This is a genomic window from Streptomyces malaysiensis subsp. samsunensis (assembly GCF_024519315.1).
Taxonomy (GTDB): Bacteria; Actinomycetota; Actinomycetes; order Streptomycetales; family Streptomycetaceae; genus Streptomyces; species Streptomyces malaysiensis.
In genome coordinates this window covers 1-25,628 of sequence record NZ_JANIIC010000057.1, presented here as the reverse complement: position 1 = coordinate 25,628, position 25,628 = coordinate 1, and the positions used below count along the sequence as shown (strand labels likewise).

The following is a 25,628-nucleotide window of genomic DNA, read 5'->3' as shown; positions in this document are numbered from 1 at the left end:
GCATCGTCCCGGAGTTGACCGGGCACCAGAAGGCGTCGGCGACGACACGGGAAACAAATGACCAAGTCGGCGTGGGCCGTGGCCGGGTCGGCCGCCGTGGGCCGGGTTCAGTCGGCGGTCACGCCGTCGAGATAGACCCAGTCGCCCTCGTGGCGTACGAAGCGGCTGTTCTCGTGGAGCGAGCCCGCGCGCCCGCCCTGGGTGTAGTGGGCGCGGAACTCGACGGTGCCGGTGGTGTGGAACGCGCTGCCCTCGGTGGTGCCCAGGATCTCCAGGCGCACCCAGCGCGGCGCCGGGTCGAGTCCGGCACCTGACGGCCGGGTGGTGGGGTGCCAGGTGCGCAGCAGATACGCCTCGTCCCCGACGGCGAAGGCGCTGTAGCGCGAGCGCATCAGCTGCTCGGCGGTGGTCGCTCGGGCTTGGCCGCGGTGCAGCCGTCCGCAGCAGTCGGCATAGGCCGCGGGCAGCCCGCAGGGGCAGGAGGCCGGGGTGGGGTTGGTCGGCCGCGGGCGTCGGGTACGTCGGGACATGATCCCCATTGTGGCGGGTGGGACGGATGGGGTGCCGACAGGCCGCGGCCGCCGTACCGCCCGAGCCGCGCTCTGCCGCCAGGGCCGCGACCGCTCAGGGCTCGATGACGACCTTGAGCTGTGCGGGGTCGCAGAGCGCCGTCCGGAAGGCGTCCGCGGAACGTTCCAGGGGGAAGCGGGAGGTGATCAGCGACTCCAGGTCGACCCGCCCGGCGGCGGCCAGGGACACCGCCGCGGGGAACTCCCCGGCGTAGCGGAAGGCGGTGACCAGGCTGAGCTCCTGGCGTTGCATCCAGGCCAGCGGCAGGGTGGTCCGGGGCTGGGGCGGGTTGCCGACGGCGACCAGGGTGCCGCCGGGGCGTACCGCGTGGGCGGCGGCGGTCAGGGCGGCCTCGATGCCTGAGCAGTCGAGCGCGATGTCGAACAGCGGCTCCTGGGGGAGGGGTTCGCGGGAGGTGTCCAGGGTCCGGTCGGCGCCCAGGCGGTGGGCGTGGGCCAGCCGGCCGGGGTTGATGTCGGTCACCACGGTCTCGCCCGCGCCCACCGCGCGGGCGGCCTGGAGGACCAGCAGGCCGATCGGGCCTGCGCCGGTGACCAGCACCCGGTCCCCGGCGGCGACATTGCCGCGGCGTACGGCGTGCAGGGCGACCGCGAGGGGTTCGATGAGCGCTCCGGAGCCGAGGGGGAGGTCGCCGGGGAGCGGATGGGCGAACTCCGCGGGCACGGTGAGGTGTCCGGTCAGGGCGCCGTCGGTGGGCGGGGAGCCGAAGCAGCGGCCGTGGGGGCATTGGTTGTAGCGGCCCGCGCGGCAGGCGTGGCAGCGTCCGCACGGGATGGCGGGCTCGATCGCGACCCGGGTGCCCGCGGGCAGCGGGCCGCCGTCCCCCAGGACCGTTCCGGCCGCCTCGTGGCCGAGTGCGGTGGGGGAGCGGAGCACATTGGGGCCGTTCTCGCCGTGGGCGTAGTAGTGCAGATCGGAGCCGCACAGCCCGACCGCGCCGATCTCCACGAGGACCTCGCCGGGGGCGGGTTGGGGAATCGGGTGCCGCTCGATGCGCACATCCTTCGGGCCGTGCAGGATCGCGGCGGTGGCGTCGTTCATCGGGTGGTTCTCCTGGTGCGCGAAGATGTGAAGGGGGCTCAGTCGGTGGTCAGCCGCAGCGGTTCGACGCGCTTGATGACCAGGCCGTAGGTGAGGGCGCCGACCACGCACAGCGCGCCGGAGAGCATCAGGGGTGCGACGAAGGAGTGGTTGAAGAAGCCCAGCAGCAGGCCGGTGGTGGTCGAGCCGAGCACTCCGGCCAGGTTGGAGGCGAAGTTCTGGATGCCGCCGAGCGAGGCGACATGGCGCGGGGTGGGCGCCACGTCGGCGGGCAGGCTGGCCACCGAGGCGGCGGAGAAGGCCAGGCTCGCGTAGCTGACGGACAGCAGGGCCAGGGCCCACATGGCGCTGGGGACGAGTACGGCGAAGGCGATGACCGAGGAGAAGAGCATCCCGCACACCAGACAGGTCTTGCGGGCCCGGCTCACCGACCAGCCGCGGCGCAGCAGGGTGTCGCTGGTCCAGCCGCCGAGCAGGCTGCCGCCGATGGCGACGATGCCGGGCAGGGCGCCGTAGAAGCCCAGTTTGAGCAGGTCGAAGCCGCGGGCGTCGACGAGGTAGGTGGGGAACCAGGTGATGAAGAAGTAGATGACGTAGTTGAGGCAGAAGAAGCCGATCATCATGCCCCAGACGGTGCGGTGGCGGAACAGGTCGCGCCAGCGGACGGCGGGCTCCTCCGGCGCCGTGTCTCCGGCGGGGCTCTGCTCGGCGGGGTGCGCCTCGAGCCGGGCGCCGCCCGCCACGATGTAGGCGCGCTCCTCGGCGCTGAGCCCGCCGCGGGCGGAGGGTTCGCGGTACGCCTTGAGCCACAGCGCGACCCACAGCAGGGCCACGGCGCCGGTGACCCAGAACGCCATCCGCCAGCCCTGCCAGGCGATCAGCGCGGTCACGACGGGGGCGGCGACGGCGGTGCCGGCGCGGGCGCCGTTGTCCCAGACGCTGTTGGCCAGCGCCCGTTCGCGGACCGGGAACCAGCGGGAGACGGACTTGGCGCACGAGGGGTATGCCGGGGCCTCGCCCGCGCCGAGGGCGAGGCGGGCGAAGAGCAGGCTGCCGATGCCCCGGACGAATCCGGTGCCCACGGTGACCACGGACCAGATCAGCCCGCCGATGGCGAACATGCGCTTCTCGCCGTAGCGGTCGATCAGCGCTCCGGCGGGCAGTTGGCCCAGTGCGTAGGTCACGAAGAACATGCTGAGGATGACGCCCTGCCATTCGGGGCCGATGTGCAGGTCATCGGTCATATAGGGCAGGGAGATGGAGATGGTGGCGCGGTCGACGTAGTTGACGGTCATGCCCAGGAAGCAGAGGAAGACCATCAGCCAGCGGGTGTTGTGCCGCAGGCCGCGCGGGCGCGGTGGCCCGGTCGTGGCGTCGTCCTGGGGCGGTGTGCCGGTGGCGGGGACGGCTCTGGGGGTCTGCAAGGCGGCTCTCCTTTTGCGGGGACGGTGCGTGAGGTCAGCGCGGGGGCCGGGCGCCGGAGTCCAGCTCCGCCCGTACGGATGCGACGAGGGCGGTGTCGTCCGCGAGGTCCTCGGCGCCCAGCAGCCGCAGCAGCCGGCGCGGGGCCTCGGTGTGCGGGCCGTCCCAGGCGCGGCGCAACTCCTCGGCCCGTGGATCGTCCAGTGGGTGGTCGCGGGTGAGGCGGGCCCAGGCGGCGAGGGCGGTGGCCAGGAGGGGGGTGTCCCGTCCGGCGGCGCGCAGTTCGCGCAGCGGGGCCAGCCACCGTTCGGGGATCTTCTGGGATCCGTCCATGGCGATCTGCTGGACGCGGTGTTCCATCGCGGGGTTGGCGAAGCGGTCCACCAGGCTGTCGATGTAGGCGGGCAGGTCCAGCCCTTCGGTGGGCGGCAGGCTCTGTGCGGCCTCGGCGCAGTAGGCGCGTACGGTCTCCTCGCCCCATCCGGTGGCCAGGACGTCGGCGACGGTCCGGCGGCCGTTCGCGAGCCCGAGGCAGGCGATGAGCGAGTGGGAGCCGTTGAGCAGCCGGAGTTTGGCGAGCTGGTAGGGGGCGACATCGGCGACGAAGCGCACTCCGGCCTCCTCCCAGTGCGGGCGGTCGGCGGCGAAGATGTCCTGGAGCACCCACTGGGTGAACGGTTCGCCGGTCACCGCGCCCTCGTCGGCCACGGTCAGCGCGCGGGCGGCGGTCCGCCGGTCGGCGTCGGTGGTGGCGGGGACGATGCGGTCGACGACGGTGGCGGGGAAGGCGACCGAGCCGGTGATCCAGTCCAGTAGGCGGTCACGGTCGTCCCATGCGGTGGCGGCGATGAACTCCCGTACCAGGCGGCGCAGTACGGTCCCGTTGTCGGCCATGTTGTCGCAGGAGACCAGCGATACGGGGGCGCCGCCGGCCCGCAGCCGGGCGCGCAGCCCCGCCGCGAGCTGCCCGGCCACGCTCGCGGGGGCGGGCCGTCCGGCCAGGTCGCCGCGGACGAGGGGGTCGTCCAGGGCGAGTCCGCCGGTGGTGGCGTCGCGCCGGTAGCCCTTCTCGGTGACGGTGAGGGTGACGACGGTGACCTCGGGGGAGGCGAGGAGCGTGCCGAGGCGGGTGCCGTCGTCGGTGGCGTGCAGTACCTCGGTCACGCTGCCGACCACACGGGTGGCGGGGCCGTCGGGGCGCCGCTCGGTGAACGAGTACAGCCCGTCCTGCGGGCGCAGCGCGTCCACGACGGACCGGCTGCGCTGGGTGACACCGGCGATGCCCCAGCCGCCGCCGTGCGCGGCCTCGGCGGTTTCTGTGCAGAGGGCCTGGTGGGCGCGGTGGAAGGCGCCGATGCCCAGATGCACGATCCGGGGGCGCAGGGCCCGCGGATCGATCGGCGGGCGGCTCTCGGCGGGGACGCGGGGCAGGGTGGCCAGGGACAGGCGCGGCGGGGAGGCGGCGCTCACCAGTCGTGCACCGTGCCGTCGGTGCGGCGGCTCACCGGAAGGTACTTCGGGTCGTACGGGAAGCGGGCGGCCGCCTCCTCGTCGAGTTCGATGCCGAGGCCGGGCTCCGCCGAGGGGTGCAGGGCGCCGTCGCGCAGTTGGTAGGTCGGCCGGAACACCTCGTGGGTGAGCGGATCGTGTGCCATGTACTCCTGGACGCCGAAGTTGGGCACGGTGACATCGAGGTGGACGGCGGCTGACATGCTCACCGGCGACAGGTCGGTGGCGCCGTGCGAGCCGGTGCGCACCTGGTACAGCTCGGCGAGGTGGAAGATCCGCCGCAGATGGGTGATGCCACCGGCGTGTACGACCGAGGCGCGGATGTAGTCGATGAGCCGTTCGGTGATGAGCTGCTGGCAGTCCCAGATGGAGTTGAAGACCTCGCCGACCGCGATCGGGGTGTCGGTGGCACGGCGGATCTGGCGGAAGGACTCCTGGAGTTCGGCGGGGGTGGGGTCCTCCATCCAGAACAGCCGCACCTCCTCCAGGACGCGGCCGAGCCGTCCGGCCTCGGTGGGGGTGAGCCGGTGGTGGACGTCGTGCAGCAGATGGAAGCCGAAGCCGAACCGCTCGCGGATCGCCTCCAGATAGCGGGGTGCGAAGTCCAGGTACGCCTCGGTCGACCAGGGCTGCTCCTCGGGCAGGGCGCCGGTGGCGGGCTCGTAGACGGTGGCGACCGTGCCGTGGCGGATGCCGTAGGTGCCGGGTGAGCCGGGGACGGCGGCCTGGGCGCGGATCGCGCGGTAGCCCATCTCCTGGAAGCGGGCCACGTCGTCCAGGAGTTCGGGGATGTCGCCGCCGCTGGCGTGGCCGTAGACCATGGCGCCCTCGCGGGCCTTGCCGCCCAGCAGGTCGTACACCGGAAGGCCCGCGACCTTGCCCTTGATGTCCCACAGCGCGGTGTCCACGGCGGAGATGGCGGTCATGGTCACCGGGCCGCGGCGCCAGTAGGCCCCCTTGTAGAGGTAGTGCCAGGTGTCCTCGATACGGGCGGGGTCGCGGCCGATCAGCAGCGGTACGAGGTGCTCCTCCAGATAGGAGGCGACCGCGAGCTCGCGGCCGTTGAGGGTCGCGTCACCGAGACCGGTCACGCCGTCGGAGGTGGTCACCTTCAGGGTCACGAAATTGCGACCCGGCGAGGTGACGATGACCTTGGCCTCCGTGATCGTGGCCATGTGCGTGGGCTCCTCACTGAGCGGGCTCCCGGGGTGGAGTCCGGGCTGTCGGTCGGCTACCATACAAGTACGTCAGCAAGTCGAGTCAAGGGTTCGGAAGGGGTCGGATGGCATCGGCGGAGGGACTGCACGCGGCACGCTCCCGGGGGCGCAACACCCGGCAACTGGTCCATGAAGTGCTGCGTTCGCGCATCGTCGGCCTGGAGCTGGAGCCCGGCTCCGCCGTCTCGGAGAACGATCTGGCGGCCGAGCTCGGGGTGAGCCGCACCCCCGTCCGCGAGTCGCTGATCCTGCTCGCCGACGAGGGCCTGGTCGACATCTACCCCCAGATGGGCACGTTCGTCTCGCGCATCCGGGAGCGCGATGTGGCCTCCGCCCAGTTCATCCGGGAGGCGCTGGAGTGCGCCGCGCTGCGGGAGGCCGTCGGCAAGGCCACCGCGCGCGATGTGGCGGAGCTGCGGGTGCTGCTCACCGCGCAGGAGGAGGCCGACCGCCAGTCCGATATGGAGGGCTTTTTCCAGCTGGACGAGGAGTTCCACGCCCGGCTGATGGCCGCCAGTGGACACGCCTCGGCCTGGCCGGTCGTCAGCCAGGCCAAGGCCCAGCTGGACCGGGCCCGCAGGCTGTCACTGCCGCTCACCCAGCAGATGTCCCTGCTCATCGGCCAGCACCGCGAGGTGGTCGACCTGCTGGAACAGGGCGATCTGGACCGGGCCGACGCGTCGCTCCGCTCCCATCTGCGGCTGGTCTTCAGCGATGTGGAGAAGATCCGCGCCAAGCACCCGGAGCTCTTCAGCGACGAGGACACCCCCCTCAAGCCCCGCCGCGACAGCGCCCGCCGCACCGCCTCGCGGGGCGACGGCTGACCCGGCCGTCTCGCGCGCGGCCGTGCCCTCGACCGGAGTCGCCCCGCTGGGCCGCGCGCTCGAACGTCGCGGCCTTGCCGCGCGCCCTCGACCGGCCGTCGGTGACGCGCACCGCGTCACTGACGGCCGAAGAACTCCACCTCGGCGATGGCCGTCCGCCGGTCCGACCGGGCGCCGTACGCCGCGTCGACCGTCAGCCGGATCCGCACCACGTCCGAGCCGCGCACATCGAAGCTCTGCTGACCTGGCTGGTCCTGGAGGTTGACGCCCTTCGTGGTGCGCTCGCCCTCCGAGTCGACGAGTGTGAGGGTGAGTTCGGAGGGGCGTGCCTGGGTCAGGAACTCATCCGCCTTCGCCGAGCGCCCCGAGGTGATCAGCAGCTTCCGCAGCCGTACCGGCCGGTCGAAGTCGGCCTCCAGATACTGGTCCGTGCCGGGGCCCGCGGCGGCCGGCGCCCAGTACCGGTTGTTGTAGCCGTCGAAGGCGGCCTGGGCCCGGTGGCCGGGCGCCTGGCTGGAGCCGCGCACCGCCGTGGGATGCAGCGCCTTCGGATCGCCGGTCCGGTCCTGGGTGAAGGTGAAGACCTCCGACAGCTGGGACCGGGCGAACCACGCGGCCGCTGCCAGCACCAGCACCAGGATCGGAAGGGTCAGCCGGGGCCGCGGCCAGGTCCGGCGCCTGGGCCTGCTGCCCGCGGCCAGCGGGCGCTGGGCGTCGCGCCGGAAGATCCGGCGCCACCAGGGCAGCGGACGCGGCGGACCGGGCAGCGGCGGCCCGGAGTCGAGCAGGGTGCCGCAGCGCACACAGAGCCTGCGGCCCGCGGGATTGTCGGCGCGGCACCGGGGACATGGGCGGCCGGGGCGGTGCGGTGGGGCGTCCGGCCTCGGGGGCGCGGCCGGGGGCGCGTCCGGCGCGTCCGGCCGGTGGTCGGGACCGGTGCCGGTGTCGTCCAGCGGGTCTCCGGGCCGCCGGGGCGCCGCCGCGGGCTCCTCCGGCCGCGCGGCGGGCGGGGGCACGGGGGCCGGAGTGGCGGGCGGGGTGGCGGCCGGGGTGGACGGTGCGGGGCGCGGGCCCTCGCCCGTACCGGAGACCGGCGGAGTGGCGGGTGGCGGAGCGGCGGGCTGTGGAGGGGCGGGCTGTGGAGGGGCGGTGGGCTGTGGAGTGGCGGGCGGCGCCGAGGGGCCCGGCCGCCGGTCCGGCTCCTCGTCCCAGGCCAGGAACGCCTCGCAGGAAGCGCAGAAGTGCGCCCCCGCCGCATTGCGGTGTCCGCATTCGGGGCAGATCATGGCGTCCCCGTCCCCTCTGCCGTGACCTCCACCCGGTAGACGACATGCGCCGGCACCTCCTCGGCGAGCAGCCTCTCCAGCCGCAGCCGGGTCGGCGCCACCGCATCGGCGTCCGGCACCGTGAGCCGCACCATCACCCATGGCCGTGGCGAGCCGGGCAGTGGTGAGCCCGGCTGGGTGGACCAGTCCGTGGCTCCGCTCTCGGTGATCTCCGGTTCGAGCCCGGTCTCCACGCGCACGGCCGCCGCCAGCCCCTGCCGGGTGCCCCGCTGCCGGTGGCGGATGACGGCGCTCGCCACCACCGCGCGCCGCTGGGTGACCGGGCGCTCCGCGTCCACCTCGACCGCCACCCATCCGGCCAGCCATGCGAGCAGATCCTCGGGCGCGGTGCGCGGATGCAGATGCGCGGGCAGATTGTCCAGGGTGAGCAGCACCGGTGCCAGCAGCTCGTCCAGCGCGCTCAGAAACCGCTCCAGGAACGGATGGTCGAGGTAGACGGCGGGAAGCTGATGGAGCAGGGGATGGGCCGTGGGCAGCCCGGGAAGTGTTCCGCGCACGTCATGCCTCCCGTACCCGCAGCTGGTGCTCATAGCTGAACACCAGCGCATGGCGGTCCAGTTCGATCTTCGTGGTGGCCTCCGCCCGCTGCCCCGTCATCGGGTCCGCCGGAAACAGCCGTACGTCCTCGACGAGATCCACCCCCGGCACCCGCTGGAGCACCGCGAACACCTCACCGGAGTGCACCGGCCGCCCGAACGGCCAGCCCTGCCCCTCCGGCCCGCCGGTCAGCGGGTTGAAGTAGCCGTACAGCGCGGTCAGCGCGGCCTCCCGCAGCCGCTCGACGGCCACCCCGCGCCCCGCCTGCACCGAGGCGACCACGGTGACGCCCTGGTAGTACGGCGGCTCCACCGACAGCCGGGTGCCGATCGGGCGCCGCTCGTCCAGATAGGCCGAGATCATGGCGAGGGTGTCCGGTGGCGGGATCAGCTCCTCGAACCGGATCCGGCCCCGTTCGTCGTCACGTCCGGCCGGGACGACCAGCAGCCGCACCCCGCCCGCCGGATCCTCCGCCTCGCCACCACCGGCAGTGCCACCGCCGTCGGCCTCGCCCGCCGGGACGCACGCCACCCGGGCCGCGTCGGGCGCCACCTCGCGGGCCAGCTGCTCGAAGTCGTGCGGCACCACCGCCCGGTGCAGGGTGCGCAGCGTCAGCGGGCCCCGCACCCGGGCGTTCTCCACCGTCTCGCCGTCCACCCCGCCCAGCGCCGGGCGCCGGTTCTCCACCCGCGCCACATACGGCAGCGAGCTGCGCAGCACCCGCAGCGCACCCCGCGCCACATTGCCCCGGTGCCCGCCGCCCGTACGGTAGGAGCGCACCCGCGCAGGGGAGCCCTTCGGGGGCACCGCCCCGAACAGCCGCAGGGTGCCGTCGGGTTCCCGCACCGCCGGGCCGAAGTCCACCTGTCCGGAGTTGGGATCCAGTGTGATGTGCCGGTCGTACGGTGTGGAGTGCGCGAAGTTGTCCACCCGCGTCCACTCCACCCAGCCGTGGCCCTCGGCCACCTCCACCACGAACGGCTCCTCGCCCGCCACCACCGGCGGCCGCGCCACCCGGAAACCCTGCCCCGGCACCCCCTCCGACAGGCCCAGGACCTCCTCGACCACGTTCTCGGCGTGTGCGGCCTCCACCGTGCCGCCGATGGTGAACGCACTGGCCTGACGCACCGTCGGGGAGGCCACATAGGTGGGCTGGTCCGCCGCCGCCTCCAGCAGCCGGCAGCGCAGCCACCCCCCGGACTCGCGCACCAGCACCGAGGCGGTGTGGGTGGCCGGCACATGCAGGATGACCTCGCCGGCCTTGTTGAACCCGCCCGTGTCGTCCTTCTCCACCTCGCAGGAGACCCAGGCGTCGCCGTCCCACGCCTCCCACAGCAGCGGCGGGCGGCGCGGATCCACGCCCACGCCGTCCACCCGGCAGTCCAGCCGCAGCACCACCGCACAGCCCGGAACCGGCTGGGAGAGGCCCAGGTAGAGACAGTCCCCGGGGGTGGGCGTACGGCCGAAACACGGCACATCGCGGCCCAGCCCCAGCTCCTCCGAGCGGTTGGCGGCATCGCCGGTGGCGGGCCAGGTGGCCAGGTGGTTCAGCTCGCACGGCACCACCGACAGATCCCGGCCGGTGGTGAAGACCACCGCCTCCTCGGTCTCGGTGCGCACCGTGGCCACTTCCGTGCCCGCCTGGATCCGCACCGGCTCCGGCTGCGGTGCCGACAGCCAGAACGTGGCCTCGGTGCGCGCCGCCGTCGGTGGGTACAGCCGCACCCCGATCAGGTCGAGGAAGGCCAGATAGTTCTTGTCCGGCACCCGGTTGAGGCGGTAGACGAGTTGGTCGACCATGGTGGCGAACGCCTCGATGAGCGTGACGCCCGGATCGGAGACATTGTGGTCGGTCCACTCCGGACAGCGCTGCTGCACCAGCCGCTTGGCCTCGTCCACCAAACCCTGGAACCTCCGGTCGTCCAGGTTCGGGCTGGGGAGCGTCATCCGCCCTCCTCGCTGTGCGGGATCACATAGAACGGGAACACGAGGTTGCGCGGGTCGTTGGAGCCGCGCACCGCGTAGCTGATGTCGATGTAGAGCACCCCGTTGTCCGCCTCGTCGAAGCGGACGGCGACGTCCGCCACCTCGATCCGCGGCTCCCACCGCTCCAGGGCCAGCCGCACCTCGTAGGCCAGCTGCCCGGCCGTACCGGCGTCCGCGGGCGCGAACACATAGTCGCCGAGCGCGCAGCCGAACTCGGGGCGCATCGGACGCTCACCGGGCGAGGTGGCCAGGATCAGCCGGATCGACTCCTCGATCTCCCGCTCCTCCCGGACCAGGGCGATCGATCCGGTGGCGTCCGTACGCGGCGGAAAGGCCCAGCCCGCGCCGATGAACTGCCGTCCCATCCCTACCCTCCGATCCACACGCTCGGGCACCCTGACGTGATCGGCGAGCCGCACCCCGCGGTGTCGCCGACCCGCGCCGCCGGCCGGCCGCCGATGAGCACCGTGGAGCTGCCCGGCGGGCCGATGGCCGACGGGCCGTGCGCGGCAGGTGAACCGCACTGGTGGGCGGTGCCCACGGTGGCCGCGGGCCGCCCGCCGATCAGCACGGTGGGCTCCCCGGGCGGGCCGATCACCCCGGGGTGGCCGGTGGGATCGCCGACGCGTGCGGCTGCTGGCATGTGCTGTGCCCCCTGCCCGGTCGCTTCTCTCTTCGCTGATCACTTCGGCTGTCTCTTCGCTGTCGTATCTGCTGTCGTGTGCGGTGTCGTGTGAGGTGCCTCGTGCCGTGTCAGTTGATGCGCACCATGGGCGCGTTGACGGAGAGCGAGTCCCCGCCCTTGAGCTCGGTGCGGGTGGTGCTGCCGACCGCCACCTGGTTGCCGCGCACCTCCACGGAGCCGCCGGTGGACAGCTTCACCTGGCCGTTGCCGCCGTCCACCTCCACACCGCCGCGGGCGGTCAGCTTCACCGTGGCGCCGCCCAGCTCCAGCGTGCCGTCGCCCGCGTCCAGGGACACCCCGCTGCCCGCCTTGATGGACACCTGCTCCTTGGCCTCGATCTCCACCGTGCCGTCGCTGTGCACCACGATGGCCGTGCCCTTGCGGTCGAGGTTGATCCTGAGCTTTCCGTCGCCGGTCACCAGCCGTACGCCCTGTGGGCCGTTGGCCGCGTCGAGCAGCTCCAGCTTGTTGCCGCCACGGGAGCCGAAGGCGCGCTTGTTGACCGCACCGCTGGTGGGGTCGACCGCCTGCGCCTCCTGGCCGTCGCCCTGGCCCTGCTGGGGACCGAGACCCTGCCCCTGCCCCGAAGCGGCCTGCCCCTGCCCCGGTTTGTCCTTGCCGTTGTAGAGACCGGCGAGCACATACGGGCGGTCCAGATGTCCCTGCTCGAAACCGATCAGCACCTCGTCGCCCACCTCGGGGATGAACGCCTCCCCGCCACCGGTCCCGCCCGCCTGGGCGGTGCGCGCCCAGTCGCTCGCGTACTCGTCGGACAGCCAGGGGAACCGCACCTTGACCCGGCCGAGCCCGTCGGGGTCCTTGGTGTCGGTGACCGTGCCGTTGGCCAGCCCCGAACACCGGGAGGGGGTCTCCGCGCCGCCACCGGATCCGCCGCCGGTCAGCCCGAACAGCGAACGCTCCTGCTGCCCGGACACCGTCACCCACGTCTCATAGCCACGCACCGGGTCGAACACATGCCGCGAGGAGGTGACGGTGTAGCGTCCCTCGAAGGGTTTGCCGACCCCGGCCAGGGTGACCGCGCCCCCCGCCCGCACCTCCGGATTGCCCCGGATCACCGCCTCCAGCTCGGCGAACGACCCCGCGATCCGCGCCGCGAGGGCCTTCGCGGCCTGGTCCACCTGCGCCTGCTGCCCGTACGGCGCGTCGGACACCACAAAGCTGGCCTCGCCGAACGTCCGCGACACCTCCGCCGCCGTCACCCCCAGGTCCAGCGTCGCGGCCTTGCCGGCATCCGCGCGGCCCACCAGCGGCTGCTTGGTCTTGACGTCCCAGCCCCGCACCTCGACCGTGGACACCTGCTCGGCCGCCGACACCCCGGCCCGGCAGCGCAGCAGATTGTCCCCCATCTCCAGCACCAGGGGATCGCGGGCGGCACGCGCCGAGGTGTCCGGGGCGCCACCCGCCTCGGTGGGCCTGGCGACATGCAGCTTTCCATCCGTCACATACACCTGGGCGCCCGCCTCCTCGGCGAGCCCGCGGAGGAACTCCCAGTCGCTGATGTTCGGCTGCGCCACATGCTCCAGCACCGGGCCCGCCACATCGACCTTGCCCGGCTTCAGCCCCGCCCGCCGCGCCACCCGGACACAGATGTCGGCGAGGGTCATGTTCTGGTAGCTGGCCACCTGGCGGCCCCGGAAGAGCCGGTGCGACTCGTCCAGACCGCGCACCACCGTGAAGGTGCCGGTGTCGTCGATCTCCACCTCCAGCGCGGTGACGCTCCCGGTCAGCAGCGGACGCGGTGAGGGCCCGCCGCCCGCACCGGCCAGCAGCCGCACCTCGGTACCGATCTCCACCCCCGCTTTCTCCAGCAGCACCCGGCTGGGGTCGCGAAAGCGCAGCACAAACAGATCGGGCAGCGTACGGCTGTCGTCCACATACCCCTCGACCAGCGTGTTCGCCAGTGTGGGGGACAGCGGACGGCCGCCGAACTCCACCACCAGCGCCTTGGCGACGCTCTGCCCGGCCATCGCTCACCGCCCCCCGCCGTGGCCGTCGCCGTGGGCCGCGGCCCCCTCGTCGCGGTCCAGCTCGTCCGGTGCCGGAAGCAGCAACTCCAGGCCGCCCGGCAGCCGCATCGGATCGTCGATCCCGTTGGCCTCCGCGATGACCCGCCACGCGGCCGGATCGCCGTACTCGCGCCAGGCCAGCAGCGGCAGTGTGTCGCCGGTGCGCACCCGGTGCACCCGGCGTGCGTGCAGTGTGCCCGACGTCGGATTCTGCCCCGGGGTCTCCCCGGTGATCTCCTCCATCGTCACCTGGCACACCGCCCGGATCGGCACACCGGAGGTGGTGAACAGGGTGTACTTCGCCTGCACTTGGCTGACATAGCCGGGGAACCCGGTGAGCCCGCCCCAGTGGAACACCACCCATGGCGGCGAGGCCCGCTGCTGCTGCCGGGTCTCGCTGGTCGGCACACAGCAGGTGAACAGCCGCTCCACCGAGGTCACCACGCTGGTGTCGTGGGTGTCGCTGGCGTCGAAGAACATCTCGACGGTCAGCTTGCTGGGCTGCGGCCCCTGGTACTCGGGCGGCCCCGCGCTCTTCGCCCCCTTGGCCGGGGTGCGCTTCCAGGCCGCCGCCTTGGTCAGGCTCAGCTCCTTGGGGTTGAACTGGAAGTCGATCCGCCCGCACGGCCCGCCCGGCGTCAGACCGCCCCCCGGCGGAGGGGTGCGCAGCTCCAGATAGGCGTGCTCCAGCTTGGGCCGGGCCCCGCCGCCTCCCCTGCCCGCGGCGGCCCCGCCGCCCGCCGCGCTGAACGCCACGGGTGAGCTCATGGGTCAGCCCTCCATCACATAGCCGTGGTGGGCGATCTCGATGGTCTCCATGGCCACCTTGGGCGACTCCGGATTGAACGACGGCCCGGTCCAGCGCACCGGCACCACCTCCAGCAGACCCCACTGGGCCACCTTGTGGCCGTCGCCCGTCCGCGCCTCGATATGCGCGGTGCGGCGGGCGATCCCGGTGGTCATGCTCGCGAACCACTTGGCCACCTTCTCGGTGTCACGGGTCAGTGGCCGGGACAGCTTGATGTTGGGGTACTTCAGCCGGGTGGGCAGCTGCCACAGATGGCCGTTGTTGCCGCCCTCCTCCCGCTGTTCGAGCACCACTTCGCAGCCGAGGCCCTCACAGGTGTTGAACGAGCCGAGTTCGATGCCGTCGACCGTGACGACGAAACAGACGCTGACCGCCGGGTCATCGGTAACGGGCATGCCGTGTCCCTTCTCTCCGCACTTGTCAGTGCCTGGTGTTGATCAGATGTCCGGCCCGTTCGCGCTCCAGCCGCAGCTCCGCCTTCAGCAGCCGGCTCAAGGGGCCGTACAGCGCACGGACCAGCTCGTCGTCCACCTTGGGCGCCCCGCCCTTGCCCCCCTCCCCGTGTCCCCCCGGCCCTCCGGGGCCGCCGTCATGGGGCGCGCCCCCGGGGGACGGGCCGGGAGCGGGCCCGGAGGACGGGCCGGACGGCGGCGGCTCGGGCGGCTCGGGTGGATCGGGCGGCTGAGGGGGCTCGGGCGGATCAGGGATGTCGGGGATCTCCGGGGTCTCGGCATCGCGCTGTACGGGTGGGAGAAACCGCGCCCGCTGTATCCCCCGCGGGGAAGGGGCGGGCGGAACGCCTGGTGGCTGGAACACCACGGAGCCGTCTGCCATGCGCTGGGCCACCCCCGAGGCCACCGCCACCGAACCCGCGTCGACCAGCGGACGGGCCGGGCGCGGTGGCGCGGTGGCCGGTGCCAGGGGCCTGGCGGCCGGGGATGGGGGAGTGGTGGCCCCCGGCGCCACTGAGCGCTGGGCGGTGGGCGCCGCCGAGCGATGTGTGGTCGGCGGCCTGCCGGTGGCGGTCACCCCCGGCCTCGCGGGGGACGGGCCATCGGCGGCCGACCACCGCAGCGGTACGACCGGCGGCTCGGGTGCGGAGCCGCTGGGTGTGGGGGGTACCGCGTGCGTACCCGAGAACAGCGGCACCGACCGCTGTGCCACCAGCGGCACCACGGGCCCCGCCGCCGGGGCGGGTTCGGCCCCGATCGGTGTCCCGGTGGCGGTGGCCCGTTGCAGCGGGACGGGCATGGCCGCGGATGCGGGCGCGGCCGTCGGTTCGGGTGCCGCAGCGGTGTCCGCCGTACGTACCACCAGCGGGTCGTCGGGGAGCAGCGGCCTGGACGGGGCGTCGCCGCGCGGCGGTTCCGGCGGCGCGGCTCCCGGTTCCTCGGGCGTCAGGGCTCCGGTGCTCGCCGCGGGCCTGCGCTGGGCGGTCGGCGGCAACTCGCTCAGTGGCTCGCCCAGTCCGAAGGCGGCGGACCGCTGGACCGGTGGCGAGGGCGGGGAGGGAGACGTTGTGGGCGGTGTGTCGCTCGCCTCCGTACGGGCCCGTGGCGCCGTGAGGGGAAGCGCGGTCAGTTGACGGATCCGTCTCTCCGGAGGGCGGGCGGAGATCAGTGGCTCGACCACCTCCGGCGTGTCCGGGGTGATGGCACCCTCCACCTCCCGTGCGTCCGGGGTGACGGCACCTTCCGCCGCCCGCTGTACGGGCGCGCTCCGGGGCGTGGCGAACTCCCGCGCCGCGACGGGACCGACCGCACGGCTCACCGTCGGCGGTGTGCCGCGGGTCGGGACCGGCGTATCGGCAGGCGGCGGTGCGGGCGGCGTGGCCAGACCGTGTCCCACGCCTGACGGAGCCTCCGGGCTCACCAGATGGCCGAGCGTCCCGAGGAACGACGCGTTCTGCCATGTCCCCAGCCCCGCGCGGAAACCGGCGGGATCGGTCACCAGTTCGGGCGCCGCCACCGTCCGCTGCAACGGCGGCACCTCCCGCCACCCCGGTGTGGTGGGAGGCGCCTGGGGGCTCGCGATCGTCTCCGTTCCGGTGTGTGCCGTGTTCCCCGTACCGCTCTGCCGTCGTCCGGCCAGCCAGGACAGCAATCCCATCTCACATCACCGCTCGTTCAGCCGGGCGATGTGATCCACGTACCGCAACCGGTCGGTGTGCTCGAGGTCGAGGATCTCGTCGAGGGACCAGTGGAAGTGGTAGGCGAGGTACGCGACCTCCTGATGGATCCGGTCGGCCGCGTACGTCACGATTCCCCCAGGCGACCACCACCGGACAGATCCACCGCGAAGCTCTCCTGGCACGAGGGGCAGGTGACTGCGGCCCGGGTGTGCCCCTCGGCGTTGATCCTGCGGTAGAAGTCCTGGAGAAAGGCGAGGTCGGAGGCGAACAGGTCCTCGACGACGCCCGGATGGATGTCCTCGACCGAGCCGAGCCGGGTGATCACCCGGGAGATCAGCACCACCGACAGATAGGCGGAGTTCTCCCGCACCCGGTCGTCCCGCAGCGGGACCAGCTCATCCCGGGCGGTGGCCAGCCGCATGACGCCGTCGCGGTGCACCGTTCCGGATTCGTCCACGTACCCGCGCGGCAGCTCGAAGGGGAATTCGGTCCGCAGGGTCTCGGTCTGCCGGTCCGGGTCCGCCCGCTCGGGGGATGCCGCGATGGTGCGCCGCATCAGTCGACTTCCACGCTCTCGTAGGTGATGGCCAGCTTCTCGGTGAGCACGGAGGTGTCACCGGCCTTGAGCGTGCTGATCTCCAGGGATTTGGGCCAGGCGTTGATGAGCTTGTACCGCTTGATCGGAATGCCCTCGTAGTCGTAGACGATGATGGAGCCGTTGCGCCGGGCGTTGGTCATCTTCCCGAACCGGGAATCCTTGATCCACTGCTCGAAGCTGTTGTCCTCGGTCAGACCGCGGGAGACGGTGACCTCACCGGCCTTGGGACGGCCCGGCAGCTTCTTGATCGCATACTTTCCATCGGCGGTGTTCTGCTTCAGCTCGATCACGTCCTGCTCCATCTTCAGACCACTGACCTCGGTGATCTGCCTGATGAGCACACTGTCGAATTCCAGCCCGAAGGAATGCCCTACGGAACTGTCGAGTTCGGGGAGCGGCATACCAGCCTCCTAGGATCGGTCGGTCGTGCTGGTCATCACTCGTCAACCGCTCCCGTGCCCGCGGAGAGCTGGGCGAGCCGGAACACCACGAACTCCGCGGGCTTCACCGGAGCCACCCCGACCTCACAGATGACCTGCCCGGCGTCGATGGACTCCGGCGGATTGGTCTCGCGGTCGCATTTCACATAGAAGGCTTCGTCGGGGGTCAGCCCGAAGAGTGCGCCCTTGCGCCATTCATTGACCAGGAACGCCGAGATGGTGCGCCGGACACGGGCCCACAGGGCGTCGTCGTTGGGCTCGAAGACCACCCACTGGGTGCCCGCCAGGATCGACTCCTCCAGGTAGTTGAAGAGCCGCCGCACATTGAGATAACGCCAGGACGTGTCATCGGCGAGGGTACGTGCGCCCCATACCCGGATGCCGCGGCCGGGGAAGGCACGGATGCAGTTGAGCCCGATGGGGTTGAGGAGGTCGTGCTCACCCTTGGTGATCTGCGTCTGAAGCGCGACGGCGCCCCGTACCACCTCGTTCGCGGGGGCCTTGTGCACCCCGCGCGTCTCGTCGTTCCGCGCCCACACCCCCGCGATATGCCCGCTCGGCGGCATGAAGGCGTCCCGGCCCACGGCCGGGTCGAACACCTTGATCCACGGGTAGTAGAGGGTGGCGTACTTGGAGTCGAATCCGGTCGTCTCCTCCCGCCAGGTCTTGACCTGGCGCGGGCTCAGGGCGGGCGGCGGATCGAGGATGGCGATCCGGTCGCCCATCGCCTCGCAGTGGGTGATCAGACCGCGTTGCACCGTGATCACCGTCTCGAGGTCCACCGCACCCCGCTGGTAGGCGCTCATCAGGTCCGGTGCGGCCACCATGGTGACCTCCTCGACCGCCTCCAGACCGCCGAATCCGGTCCGCCGGTCGGGATCCCCCACGTAGGAATCGGCCGACAGCGTGTCCGGCACCACCGCCGCCCCGGCCCCCGGGCCGGCCCCGGGTGAGGCGGCGAGCGTCACCACCTGCGCCTCGGGCCGCGCGGGCGCCGCGCCCTTACCCGGCTCCTCCAGCCTGATCAGCTGGGAGCGGGCCCTGACCTGCGTGGCCACGTTCTCCTTGCTGCGCTTGGTGGTCACGGCCGGGTAGGTCTCCGCGACCACTCCGTCCCGCTTGACCACCAGCGCGAAGACGTCCTGCGGCGGGTCGTCGCCCTCGGGGTCGGCCACCTCGACGGTGATCTCCCCGGTGACACCCGGCAGGGTGCGTACGACATACGGCCCGAGCTGGGCCGAAGGCCCCGCGGCGACCTCCTTCGCCGTGCCCGCGCGCCCCTCGCCCGGCTCCGCCTCCTCCGCGTCGCCGATGCGCACGACATAGCAGATGCCACCACCGTTGGCGAAGAAGCCGTAGACGGAGGAGGCGAGGTAGGTGCCCTCGACGAAGTCCCCGAAAACGGTGGTGAACTGCGTCCAGTTGGTGATGAGCGTCGGCTCGTGGAACGGTCCCTTCTGCGCGAACCCGATGAAGGCGGCGACCGAGGTCCCGACCCCCTCGATCGGCCGCGACCCGGATTCCACCTCTTCGACGTAGACACCCGGGGACAAGTACGACGGCATGCCACTCTCCTCGACCGGGGAAACGAGATCGATTATTCCCGGGAAAAGGATCAACGGGAACGGGCTTTCGGCCGCCCCCGCGTACAGAGCGCCCTGCCCGAGAGGCAGCCGATTTCCTTTCCCTATCGGGCAGACATTCTTGCCCCCATCACTACCCGGCCTTCCCCGGGCTCGGAGCGTGCCGACCCAGCACCCTGACAGACATGTCGCGGACGTATCGCCGGACGGCCGGTGACCGGATGTTGCGATGAAGTCTGCCTCGGAGAGGTCAGGGAAGCCGGCCGCGGCCGCGAGGGCCGGGCCGAAGGAGCGCCCGGTGCCGCCCCCGGTCGCGCCCCCGGTCGCGGATCCGGCCTCGGCTTCGGTCTCGGCCTTGGAGCAGACGGCTGCTCTCACCCCCACCCCCACCCCCACCCCCACCCCTGCCCCGGTCCCTCCGTCCCCCGCTCCCGGTCTGGCCCCCCGTCACCTCCAGCGCCTACAGACCGCGGCCGGGAACTCGGCGGTCTCGCGTCTGGTCGCCCAGCGCTACGCGGCGCCGGTGAAGCCCCCACCGTCCCAGGCCCCCGGCTTCCGCAAGGTCCAGTCGGATGTGGCGGCGAAGAAGCGGAAGCTGGCCCAGCACAACCCCGCGGCCGCGGAGTCCCGGTCCGCCCAGGACGCGGCGGTGGCCCCGCCGGACGACAAAGAGGCACAGGGCAAGGCGGCCAACGCGGAGAAGATGAACGCCGCCAAACCGGGGGAGTTCGACAAGGCGGGCTTTATCGCGGCGGTGAACGAGGCGATCGCCGCGCAGGCGCCCAAGAACCTCGACGAGGCCGACAAGTTCGCCGACTCCGGCAAGGCCGACAAGATCAAGGGCGAGGTCGACGGCAAGGTCACCGACGGCAAGAACGCGTCGTCGAAGGACATCGAGACCACCACCAAAGCCGCCCCGGACACCTCGCAGGCCAAGGAAAAAGAAGTCACCCCGATGAAGCCGGACCAGCCTCCGGCCAACCCGGGCGCACCGAACGCGGCGGACGCGACCCCGCAGCAACAGCCGCCCGAGGTCACGGACTTCTCCGAGGGCCCGAAGAAGACCGACCAGCAGATGGCGGACGCGGACGTCACCGAGGAGCAACTGGCCAAGAGCAACGAACCGGAGTTCACCGCCGCCCTCGGCGAGAAGAAGAAGGCCGAACAGCACTCAGCGACGGCCCCCGGGCAGGCCCGCGCGGGCGAGAAACAGCAGCTCGCCACCGCGAAATCACACGCCGCCGGGGCTGGCACCCAGGCCATGTCCGCCCTGACCGCCGCCCGCGCGGGCGCGGGCAAGCAGGTCGACGGCGGCAAGGGCGAGACCAAGTCGAAGGACGAGCAGAAGCGGGAGGAGGTCACCGCAAAGCTCCAAAAGGTCTTCGACGCCGCGAAGAAGGACGTCGAGGGCATCCTCGAGGGCCTTGACGGCAAGGTCGACAAACAGTTCGAGGAGGGCGAGAAGAAGGCCCGGGACGCCTTCAACAAAGACCAGAAGCGCCGGATGAAGGAGTACAAGGACAAGCGCTACGGCGGCTTCTGGGGCCCGGCCAAATGGGCCAAGGACAAGATCGCCGGTATGCCGGAGGAGGCCAATCAGCTCTTCCAGGAGTCCCGCAAGCTCTACGTCAACCAGATGCAGGGCGTCATCTCCTCCATCGCCGACACGATCGGCACCGAACTGGGCAAGGCGAAAACCCGTATCGCCAAGGGCCGCGCCGAACTGAAGGCGGAGGTCGACAAGCTCCCCGCTGATCTGAAGAAGTACGGCCAGGACGCGGCGAAGGACTTCGCCGGAAAGTTCGACGACCTCGAATCGGAGGTCAACGACAAATCGAAGGAACTGGTCCAGACCCTGGCCCAGAAGTACACCCAGGCCCTCAACGCGGTCGACGAGGAGATCAAGAAACTCCAGGAGGCGAACAAGGGGCTGGTCCAGAAGGCCGTGGACGCGGTCGTCGGTGTCATCAAGACGATCAACGATCTCAAGAACCTCCTGATGGGCATCCTGGCCAAGGCCGCCAGCGCCATCATGAAGATCATCAAGGACCCGATCGGCTTCCTGGGCAACCTGGTCCGCTCCGTCGGCGCCGGCCTCCAGCAGTTCATGTCCAACATCGGCACCCACCTCCAATCGGGCCTGGTGTCCTGGCTGTTGGGCACGAGCGTCAAAGCCGGAATAGAGATTCCCGCAAAGTTCGACCTAAAAGGCATAATCCAGCTGATCGCCTCCCTGCTGGGCCTGACCTGGGCGAACATCCGCTCCCGCATCACCCGCAAGGGCGTCCCCGACCAGGCCATGAGCAAGGCCGAACAATCGGTCCCGGTCGCGAAGGCGCTGGCGACGGAGGGCCCGGCAGGCGCGGCAAAGGAAATCACCGCCGAAACCGGCGACCTGAAGTCCACCATCCTCGAAGAGCTCAAGTCCTACCTGATCCCCACGGTCATCATCGCGGGCATCACCTGGATCCTCTCCCTCCTCAACCCCGCCTCCGCCTTCGTTCGAGCGGCCAAGGCCATCATCGACATCGTCTCCTTCGTCGTGAACCAGGGCGCCCAGGTCGTCGACTTCGTCAACGCGGTCCTGGACGCGGTCATAGCCATAGCCAACGGCGGCGCAGCCGGCGTCCCCAAAACAATCGAAACCGCCCTGGCGGCCAGCATCCCCCTCCTCATCGGCCTCCTCGCGTCCTTGCTCGGCATCGGCGGCTTGGCCAACAAAATCAAACAGGTCTTCCAAAAAGTCTCCCGCCCGGTCAACCGAGCCATAGACAAAATCGTCACCAAAATCGCCCAGGCAGGCAAAAAGCTCTGGAGGAAGATTAGAAAGAATTCTCGTGACGTTCGCAAGAAAATCAGGAAACGAAAGAATGCGGGTGGACTTGTTAATAATTCGGATTCTCCGCAAGGGGTAGGCGGGGGTGGGAGTCATGCGAAACCAACCCGAGATGGGCGAGTCGATGTCAAGCGTGAGGCGCGTAACATGCTCCGCGCTCCAACGTCGAAGCCCTTGCCGGATCGAGAGCGCCTGGACTCACTTATCCGAGAAGTGTTGGGTAGATTGCGGCCGCATGGGCTAAAGTCCTTGCGAGCGGAATTTTCGGAGAAATCCGATAGGTTTGAGATTGTTGCAAAAGCCAGCCCAGAGGAGCTTGTGGCTGGCGGGAGTATCGAACTCAGTAGCGCCAATTACAAGGAGATTCTGCGCATTGCCGTCCCGAGCGCGAAAGGTGAAAAGGGTATTGTCGCCTTCCTTAAGAAGATCGCAGGCGGCGGGCATGAGTCGGTGGAATGGGGTGGTAGGCACTACAAAGTAGATATGGAATTCTTTGGTAAGGCGTGGAATAAGCCTCCGCTCGGAGAGGCTCGAGAATTCGTCAAGGATAGGTTCCGTGGTGCGGTGGATGGCCATCATGAGTGGATTCCTAGTGATCGGATTTTGGAAATAATAAAGCGTGAGCAAGATGCGGTGGATGGCGCTCGGTGGATTGATCTTCAGCACGAGTTGCGTAGTTATACGGCATATCTGGTATTTCATAATCTTTCGGACGCGCCTCCTCGTGCGGAAGAGTACGAGGTTGATGGGCAGCGAAAGAAATACACTGTCCCGAGCGGCCATGTTGGGGCCGTGTACGTGGCTGGGAAGCCGAAGACGAAGGGGACGAAGAAATTTCATGATGGGCTGAGGAATGTGCTGTCCGCAGCTCAGACAATCAGGGATGCTGCGGCAAACGCGGAGATTCACATGCGGACGTGGATTTGGGATGGAGTGCGTGATTTTCCGCTCGAAATTCACCCGCTGGCCGTGGATAAAGACCAGAACGAAGTGGCCAAGGTGAATCAGCAGGACAATTTTAAGCAGGTGGAAAAGAACTTCTCTGATTGGACCTAAGTGTGGATGGAACCTCGCATGGCGACCGAGTTGATTCGACGGGCCGTTATTCTGACGCATTGAGCTGGGTATCTAATTCATCGCTTGATAGTGGCGATGTGGAAGCACTGAGGAGGTTCGTTCACAGATTTCCGTCCCTGGTATTTGTCAAGGGCCATAGCGGTCTGATTGATGGCCTCGAATCCAGGGATGGGATTCATCTTCCAGTATGGCTTCGTCAAACCCTAATGACACTCTCTTTTGTGCACCCACCTGCGCTGGCGAGATTTGACGGCTACGACTATGAGTGCACACTTGCTGACTCGGACGTGGTGAAGTGGTTCGAGATCGCCCTCGGGAATGTGGATGAGGAGGAGATGGAATTTTTAGTCGGGGAAGCTGGCGTGTATCCGATCGGGTCGTGGTATGGTGCGGATCACTATATTGCGATCAACCTGGCACACTCCTCCGACAGGCGGATTTATGAATTTTCACTAGAGGATCTGTGGGACGACTCTTACAACGGGGATCCGCTTGAAGGGTCCATCGAACCGGCTTTTCTGTCCTACGCGCACATGTTGTCTCATGTGGCGGAACTCAAATTCCCCGATGGTTCAACATTGATGGAAGAGTAAAACCCCACACTTTGCCCGGCTCACGATTCAGGCGCGCTGCTTGGGTCGCGGTGGAGTCAGTCCATCGGCAGTGGCAGCTCGAACCACACGAACTTGCCGATGATGCTCTGAGGGCTTACACCCCACTTCGTTGCAAGGGCGTCCACGAGCAGTAGGCCACGGCCGCGCTCGTCGTTGTTATCCACTGCGCGTTGCTCCGGCTGTTCGTCCGAGGCGTCGGCGACTTCGACGCGCAGGTGACTGTTGGACAGCTCGTAGCTCACTTCGATCTCTCGGCCCGGCAGGACGTGCGCGTGCTGTACCGCGTTGGTGACCAGCTCTGACAGAAGCAGTTCCGCTGTCGCCAGCATGTCGGTTGAGATCCGCCTTGCCGTCAGTTCCTGCCGAAGTCGCTGACGTGCGCGTCCAACGCTGCGTGGATGGCGTGGGAGGCGCCAATGCTCGGATGGGCTGCCGATTGGTAGAGGGCGTGACGTCATGGCTACTCCTCATGTCGAGCGGTGGCATGCAGGTCGGAGCTGTCAAAGAGCAATCTGCGACGTTCATGAGAAGCTTGCCATTGGAGTTCAATGAATGGTCTTCGTCTCTGTGTAGTTCATTCATGTGAGTGACTGCTTGCGATGCAGCCTCGAACGAATGCGTCTGAGCCGTACGCTCGGCGCGTTGATGAGTAGTTCGTCAGGCACAGTTGCCTGGCTGGTGGAGGGAGTTGAGGCATGACCGCAACGCTGACGGGGCCTGCTGGGCGTATGCAGATCGCCCGTGGGCTGATCGCTTTGCGGGAGCGTTGCGGCCTGACGCAGGCCCAGGTGGCAGAGCGCGCCGGAGTCAGCAAGGCGACGGTCAGCCGTTATGAGATGTGGCAGGACCGGGCACGTATCCGCTGGGCCACGGTCAAGGCGCTGGCCGATGCCTGTGACGCGTCCGCTGGAGAGCGGGACGCGCTCGTCAAGGTGGCCAAGTCGCAAACCGATGGCTGGTGGGTGGGCAACAGCGCTGTGCCGGAGTGGATGGACCCGCTGGTGTCCTTCGAACATGAGGCGGCGTACGAACACGTCTACGCCAACACGGTCGTCCCCGGCCTGCTCCAGACGCGCCTGTACGCTCTGGCGATCCACCAGGCACGGGAGATGCGTAGTTCCAACGGAGAGATCGAGCGCATGGTGGACGCGCGGATCCAGCGGCAAGAAATCCTGCGCCGGGACCCGACCTTGCATCTGTGGGTGGTTCTCGATGAGGCCGTGCTGCGGCGCGACGTCGGCGGGCGGGCTGTCATGGCTGAGCAGATGGCCCATCTGCATGAGATGGCCCAGACTCCGAACGTCGACATTCAGGTTTTGCCGTTCACGGCTGGCGCCCATGCGGCGGGTACGGGTCACTTCGTGGTCTTGGGGCGAGACGACGAGCGGAACCCGCTCAACTCCATGGCCGTGGTCTATATCGAGATGCGCCGTCGTGGCCTGTATCTGGACGAGGCAGAGGACGTGCGGTCCTATAAATTGACCTTCGACTACCTTCGATCGCAGGCAGCCGACCCCTCAGCGTCTCTGCGGCTGCTGGCCAAAGTCCGACAGGAGCTGTCCCCGTGACGGAGCGCGCCCCTTCCGCTGGTCCGATAGCAGCGGTTTGGTTCAAGAGCAGCTACAGCGGTGGAGAGGGCAATGAGTGCCTTGAGGTCGCGGATCTGAGGGTGAAGGTTGAGGTGCGCGACTCCAAGTCGCCTGATAGGCCCGCTCTGTCTCTTTCCGTTGATGCATGGGTCGGCTTTGTGAGCAGCGTCAAGGCTGGCGGGTTTGGCGGCTGAGCAGGCACTGCGGGAGTTCAACGGCGAGGCCGACCACGTCCACCCTGCGTGCGCTCATCGGCGTTACGGGGAGGGCGGATGCGCGGTGGCGTCGTCTCGTCATGGCGGCGACACTGGTCCAGTGGGCGGGTGGTACGTACCGGGTCAGCTGCGGTGGCTCAGTACATTGATTACGCGGCCGTTGGGGTCGCGGACGAAGAAGCGGCGGACGCCCCATTCCTCGTCCCGCAGGGAGTGCACGATCTCGGCACCGCTGGCGCACATCGCCGTGTAGGCCGCGTCCACGTCGTCCACCTCGACGCTCACATCGGGGACCACCGGGGCGGTCTCGTCGTGGGTCATCACACTGATCTGGGCGGTGGGGTTGGTGGTGGAGGCGAGTGTCATGATCCAGCCTTGGTTCATCGCCTCCTCGAAGCCGAGGAGACCGTAGAACTCCCGGTTCTCCCGCATCGCTTCGGACCGGACGTTGGGTACGACACGGCGGACGGTCATCGCGGGCTCCCCGGGGCGTGAGTCAGCTGGTGGCGGTGGCGGTGGCGGTGGCGGTGGCGGTGGCGGTGGCGTTGTGTT

25 protein-coding genes are annotated in these 25,628 nt (G+C 69.7%); 5 read left to right on the top strand and 20 right to left on the bottom strand.

Features of this window, described 5'->3' with window-relative positions; all coding sequences use genetic code 11:
- Positions 1-107 precede the first annotated feature (107 nt).
- The 5 genes from NQU54_RS36710 to manD form a co-directional block, all read right to left on the bottom strand.
- A complete protein-coding gene (locus tag NQU54_RS36710) occupies positions 108-530 on the bottom strand; it encodes a YchJ family protein (protein WP_257634785.1) in 423 nt (140 codons plus the stop codon).
- 94 nt (positions 531-624) lie between these two features.
- Positions 625-1,632, bottom strand: a complete 1,008-nt coding sequence (locus NQU54_RS36705) for an NAD(P)-dependent alcohol dehydrogenase (RefSeq protein WP_257634784.1) — start codon at positions 1,630-1,632, stop codon at positions 625-627.
- A gap of 38 nt (positions 1,633-1,670) precedes the next feature.
- Positions 1,671-3,056: an MFS transporter gene (locus NQU54_RS36700; protein ID WP_257634783.1), complete on the bottom strand. Its 1,386-nt coding sequence runs from the start codon at positions 3,054-3,056 to the stop codon at positions 1,671-1,673.
- A gap of 34 nt (positions 3,057-3,090) precedes the next feature.
- Positions 3,091-4,524, bottom strand: coding sequence for a mannitol dehydrogenase family protein (locus NQU54_RS36695; RefSeq protein ID WP_257634782.1), 1,434 nt, complete (start codon positions 4,522-4,524; stop codon positions 3,091-3,093).
- Positions 4,521-5,738 (bottom strand): D-mannonate dehydratase ManD, encoded by a 1,218-nt coding sequence (gene manD, locus NQU54_RS36690; protein ID WP_257634781.1) that lies wholly within the window; start codon positions 5,736-5,738, stop codon positions 4,521-4,523. The genes NQU54_RS36695 and manD overlap by 4 nt, the downstream gene beginning before the upstream one ends.
- A gap of 107 nt (positions 5,739-5,845) precedes the next feature.
- Between manD and NQU54_RS36685 the strand changes: the two genes are divergently transcribed.
- Positions 5,846-6,604 (top strand): GntR family transcriptional regulator, encoded by a 759-nt coding sequence (locus tag NQU54_RS36685; RefSeq protein ID WP_100805263.1) that lies wholly within the window; start codon positions 5,846-5,848, stop codon positions 6,602-6,604.
- A gap of 116 nt (positions 6,605-6,720) precedes the next feature.
- Here the strand turns inward: NQU54_RS36685 and NQU54_RS36680 are convergent, their stop codons facing one another.
- From NQU54_RS36680 to NQU54_RS36620, 13 genes are all read right to left on the bottom strand, one after another.
- Positions 6,721-7,890 (bottom strand): NADase-type glycan-binding domain-containing protein, encoded by a 1,170-nt coding sequence (locus NQU54_RS36680; protein WP_257634780.1) that lies wholly within the window; start codon positions 7,888-7,890, stop codon positions 6,721-6,723.
- Complete coding sequence (locus NQU54_RS36675; protein ID WP_257634779.1) at positions 7,887-8,447, bottom strand: phage tail protein I; 561 nt, start codon at positions 8,445-8,447, stop codon at positions 7,887-7,889. The genes NQU54_RS36680 and NQU54_RS36675 overlap by 4 nt, the downstream gene beginning before the upstream one ends.
- A gap of 1 nt (position 8,448) precedes the next feature.
- Positions 8,449-10,434 carry a putative baseplate assembly protein gene (locus tag NQU54_RS36670; protein WP_257634778.1) on the bottom strand — a complete coding sequence of 662 codons (1,986 nt, stop codon included), beginning with the start codon at positions 10,432-10,434 and terminating at the stop codon, positions 8,449-8,451.
- Positions 10,431-10,838 (bottom strand): GPW/gp25 family protein, encoded by a 408-nt coding sequence (locus tag NQU54_RS36665; protein WP_020866084.1) that lies wholly within the window; start codon positions 10,836-10,838, stop codon positions 10,431-10,433. Before NQU54_RS36665 ends, NQU54_RS36670 begins: the two co-directional genes overlap by 4 nt.
- Positions 10,839-10,840: 2 nt before the next feature.
- On the bottom strand, positions 10,841-11,116 hold the full coding sequence (locus NQU54_RS36660; RefSeq protein ID WP_257634777.1) for a PAAR domain-containing protein: 276 nt from the start codon (positions 11,114-11,116) through the stop codon (positions 10,841-10,843).
- 110 nt (positions 11,117-11,226) lie between these two features.
- Entirely contained in the window at positions 11,227-13,146 is a 1,920-nt protein-coding gene (locus NQU54_RS36655) for a VgrG-related protein (RefSeq protein WP_257634776.1), read from the bottom strand.
- Between the two features lie 3 nt (positions 13,147-13,149).
- The gene (locus NQU54_RS36650) at positions 13,150-13,953 is read right to left on the bottom strand and encodes a CIS tube protein (RefSeq protein WP_069860621.1); all 804 of its coding nucleotides are present in this window, start codon (positions 13,951-13,953) and stop codon (positions 13,150-13,152) included.
- Positions 13,954-13,956: 3 nt separating this feature from the next.
- Positions 13,957-14,388, bottom strand: coding sequence for a phage tail protein (locus NQU54_RS36645; protein ID WP_069860622.1), 432 nt, complete (start codon positions 14,386-14,388; stop codon positions 13,957-13,959).
- A gap of 25 nt (positions 14,389-14,413) precedes the next feature.
- Positions 14,414-16,102, bottom strand: coding sequence for a hypothetical protein (locus NQU54_RS36640; protein WP_257634775.1), 1,689 nt, complete (start codon positions 16,100-16,102; stop codon positions 14,414-14,416).
- 6 nt (positions 16,103-16,108) lie between these two features.
- The gene (locus tag NQU54_RS36635) at positions 16,109-16,252 is read right to left on the bottom strand and encodes a DUF6760 family protein (RefSeq protein ID WP_087684351.1); all 144 of its coding nucleotides are present in this window, start codon (positions 16,250-16,252) and stop codon (positions 16,109-16,111) included.
- Entirely contained in the window at positions 16,249-16,680 is a 432-nt protein-coding gene (locus tag NQU54_RS36630) for a hypothetical protein (RefSeq protein ID WP_257634774.1), read from the bottom strand. The genes NQU54_RS36635 and NQU54_RS36630 overlap by 4 nt, the downstream gene beginning before the upstream one ends.
- A complete protein-coding gene (locus tag NQU54_RS36625) occupies positions 16,680-17,123 on the bottom strand; it encodes a phage tail protein (protein ID WP_069860626.1) in 444 nt (147 codons plus the stop codon). Before NQU54_RS36625 ends, NQU54_RS36630 begins: the two co-directional genes overlap by 1 nt.
- 35 nt (positions 17,124-17,158) lie before the next feature.
- The gene (locus NQU54_RS36620) at positions 17,159-18,727 is read right to left on the bottom strand and encodes a phage tail sheath family protein (protein ID WP_257634773.1); all 1,569 of its coding nucleotides are present in this window, start codon (positions 18,725-18,727) and stop codon (positions 17,159-17,161) included.
- Positions 18,728-19,043: 316 nt separating this feature from the next.
- Between NQU54_RS36620 and NQU54_RS36615 the strand changes: the two genes are divergently transcribed.
- Together NQU54_RS36615 and NQU54_RS36610 are read left to right on the top strand one after the other, a co-directional pair.
- A complete protein-coding gene (locus tag NQU54_RS36615; protein WP_308408526.1) occupies positions 19,044-22,637 on the top strand; it encodes a phage tail protein in 3,594 nt (1,197 codons plus the stop codon).
- Between the two features lie 98 nt (positions 22,638-22,735).
- Positions 22,736-23,251 carry a hypothetical protein gene (locus NQU54_RS36610; RefSeq protein WP_257634772.1) on the top strand — a complete coding sequence of 172 codons (516 nt, stop codon included), beginning with the start codon at positions 22,736-22,738 and terminating at the stop codon, positions 23,249-23,251.
- Between the two features lie 56 nt (positions 23,252-23,307).
- Here NQU54_RS36610 and NQU54_RS36605 read toward each other — a convergent pair whose 3' ends face one another.
- Positions 23,308-23,730, bottom strand: a complete 423-nt coding sequence (locus tag NQU54_RS36605) for an ATP-binding protein (protein ID WP_257634771.1) — start codon at positions 23,728-23,730, stop codon at positions 23,308-23,310.
- A 237-nt stretch (positions 23,731-23,967) separates the two neighbouring features.
- Between NQU54_RS36605 and NQU54_RS36600 the strand changes: the two genes are divergently transcribed.
- The gene (locus tag NQU54_RS36600; RefSeq protein WP_257634770.1) at positions 23,968-24,840 is read left to right on the top strand and encodes a helix-turn-helix domain-containing protein; all 873 of its coding nucleotides are present in this window, start codon (positions 23,968-23,970) and stop codon (positions 24,838-24,840) included.
- Positions 24,837-25,055 (top strand): DUF397 domain-containing protein, encoded by a 219-nt coding sequence (locus NQU54_RS36595; protein ID WP_257634769.1) that lies wholly within the window; start codon positions 24,837-24,839, stop codon positions 25,053-25,055. Before NQU54_RS36600 ends, NQU54_RS36595 begins: the two co-directional genes overlap by 4 nt.
- 144 nt (positions 25,056-25,199) lie before the next feature.
- Here the strand turns inward: NQU54_RS36595 and NQU54_RS36590 are convergent, their stop codons facing one another.
- Complete coding sequence (locus tag NQU54_RS36590; RefSeq protein WP_257634768.1) at positions 25,200-25,550, bottom strand: VOC family protein; 351 nt, start codon at positions 25,548-25,550, stop codon at positions 25,200-25,202.
- Between the last annotated feature and the right edge of the window lie 78 nt (positions 25,551-25,628).